This window comes from Nocardioides sp. P5_C9_2 (assembly GCF_054049555.1).
This window is the reverse complement of record NZ_JBFUMD010000531.1, coordinates 1-2,520: the sequence shown is the minus strand read 5'-3', so window position 1 is coordinate 2,520 and position 2,520 is coordinate 1. Positions and strand designations below refer to the sequence as shown.

General features: G+C 72.9%; 3 protein-coding genes. 2 read left to right on the top strand and 1 reads right to left on the bottom strand.

Features of this window, described 5'->3' with window-relative positions:
• The first annotated feature begins 85 nt into the window (after window positions 1-85).
• A complete protein-coding gene (locus ACXJKL_RS19220) occupies window positions 86-607 on the top strand; it encodes a histidine phosphatase family protein (RefSeq protein WP_457208603.1) in 522 nt (173 codons plus the stop codon).
• A gap of 5 nt (window positions 608-612) precedes the next feature.
• Window positions 613-975 carry a hypothetical protein gene (locus tag ACXJKL_RS19215; protein ID WP_457208602.1) on the top strand — a complete coding sequence of 121 codons (363 nt, stop codon included), beginning with the start codon at window positions 613-615 and terminating at the stop codon, window positions 973-975.
• A gap of 15 nt (window positions 976-990) precedes the next feature.
• Here ACXJKL_RS19215 and glpK read toward each other — a convergent pair whose 3' ends face one another.
• Complete coding sequence (gene glpK / locus ACXJKL_RS19210; RefSeq protein WP_457208604.1) at window positions 991-2,496, bottom strand: glycerol kinase GlpK; 1,506 nt, start codon at window positions 2,494-2,496, stop codon at window positions 991-993.
• Between the last annotated feature and the right edge of the window lie 24 nt (window positions 2,497-2,520).

The window sequence follows — 2,520 nt, the reverse complement described above, 5'->3', positions numbered from 1 at the left end:
TGCCCGGACCGATCGACGTGCGACTGGACTCCTCGCGGGCCGCCGGCCTGCTCCGCACCCGCCTGCGTGGAGCCGGGGAGTTCCTGTGACCCTCTTCCTCGTCCGCCACGGCCGCCCCTCGGTCGACCGGGATCGGCCCGCCAGCGCGTGGGACCTCGACCCTGCGGGCTTCGACGACATCTGGGCGCTGCGCGAGTCCGGGCGACTTCCGGCGCGGGCCGCCTGGTTCTGCTCGCCCGAGCCGAAGGCGCAGCAGACCGCCCAGCTGCTGACCGACGGCGGGGTGGGGATCGTCGAGGAGCTCCGCGAGCACGAACGGGCGGCCGGGTGGCTCGACGACTTCCCCGACCGGGTCCGGGCTGCCTTCGCGGACCCGTCGACCCCCGCGGCACCGGGCTGGGAGCCGCTGGACGCCTGCCGCGAGCGGCTCGTGCCCGCCGTACGCCGCATCCTCGACGTCCACGGCGACGACGACGTCGTGCTGGTCGGGCACGGCACCGCCTGGACCGCGTTGGTGGCCACGCTGACCGGGCGTGAGCCCGATCTCACCCGGTGGGCCTCCCTCGGCATGCCCGACGTGATCGAGCTCCCCACCGTCCTACGATGAGCCTCATGAGCACCCCGGAGACGACCGAGACACCGACCCGGGTCGAGCCGACGGTCGAGGCCGGTTGGTGGCACCGCAGCCACCCGACCTTCGCCGGGATCACCGGCTTCTTCGCCGGCATGCTGCTCGTCACCGCGCTGCCGGGCGGCTTCGCCGGGGTGCTGCGCCTGATGTTCTCCTACGAGCGCGCGCAGCAGCTCTTCCCGCTCGTCCTGGTCGCGCTCGTGGTCCCGGTGGTGCTGCTCTCGCGACGCAAGACGCGCCGCTTCGCGATCTTCATGGTGATCGGCATGGCCGTCACCGCGCTGGTGGTGCTCGGCGTCACGTCGCTGGTCCTCTACTTCATGGTCCAGTACGACGTGACCTGAGGGCGGGAGGACGGCTCAGGCCTCCGCCGCCCACTGCAGCGTGCTCTCGACGGCACGGGTCCACTCCGCCCGGCCGCGTCCGCGCGACGCCTCACTCATCTGGGGCTCCCACACCGCCGCGCGCCGCCAGTTGGCGCGCAGGCCCTCCAGGTCCGGCCAGTAGCCGACCGCCAGCCCGGCCGCGTACGCCGCGCCCAGGGACACCGACTCCGACACGAGCGGTCGCTCCACCGGCACCGCCAGCACGTCGGCGACCATCTGCATGAGCAGGTGGTTGGCCGTCATCCCGCCGTCGACGCGCAGCGTGGTGAGCGCCGTCCCGGTGTCCGCGTTCATCGCCTCGACCACCTCGCAGCTCTGCCACGCGGTGGCCTCCAGCACGGCGCGAGCCAGGTGGGCCCGGGTGACGTACGACGTCAGCCCGACGACCACGCCGCGGGCCTCCGGCTGCCAGTGCGGGGCGAAGAGGCCCGCGAAGGCGGGCACGATGTAGCAACCGCCGTTGTCCTCCACCCGTCTGGCGAGCGTCTCGATCTCCGGTGCCGAGCTGATCATCTGGAGCGCGTCGCGGAACCACTGGACGAGTGCGCCCGCGACCGCGATGGACCCCTCGGTCGCGTACTGCGGTGCCTCGCCCGGCAGGGAGTAGGCGACCGTGGAGAGGAGCCCGCGCGAGGAGGGCGTCAGGGTGCCCCCGGTGTTCATGAGCAGGAAGGCGCCCGTGCCGTAGGTGCACTTCGCCTCGCCCGCCGCGAAGCACGTCTGACCGAACAGGGCGGCCTGCTGGTCCCCGAACGCGCCGCCGATCGGGACCCCCGGCAGACCCACCGAGCAGGTCCCGTAGACCTCCACGTTGGGGCGGATCTCCGGCAGCAGCTCGCCCGGGATGTCGAGCAGGTCGAGCAGGCGGGTGTCCCAGGACAGGCTGCGGACGTCCATCAGCATGGTGCGGCTGGCGTTGGTGACGTCGGTGACGTGCACCCCGCCGTCCGGGCCGCCGGTGAGGTTCCAGATGAGCCAGGACTCCATGGTCCCGAAGGCCAGCTCGCCGGTGCGTGCGCGTCGCTGGAGCCCCGGCACGTGGTCGAGGAGCCACCGCAGCCGCGGGGCCGCGAAGTACCCGGCCGGGGCGATGCCGCAGACCTCCTCGAACAGGCCTGCGTCGGGGCTGTCGTTGAGGCGGGCGACGATCTCGCTGGAGCGGGTGTCCTGCCAGGTGATGGCGGGGGCAACAGGACGACCCGTGGCCCGGTCCCACACGACGGTGGTCTCGCGCTGGTTGGCGATCCCCACGCTGGCGATGTCGGAGACGTCGAGTCCCGCGACGTGGAGGGCCTCCGGCAGCACCCGGAGGGTGTTGGTCCAGATCTCCGTGGCGTCGTGCTCGGCCCACCCGGGCTCCGGGAAGAGCTGGGCGTGCTCGTGCTGGGCCACCGACACCATGCGGCCGCCGTGATCGAAGACGAGGCAGCGGGTGGACGTCGTGCCCTGGTCGATCGCGGCCACGTAGCGGCCGGTCACAGTCGGTCCTGCAGGGTGCTGGCC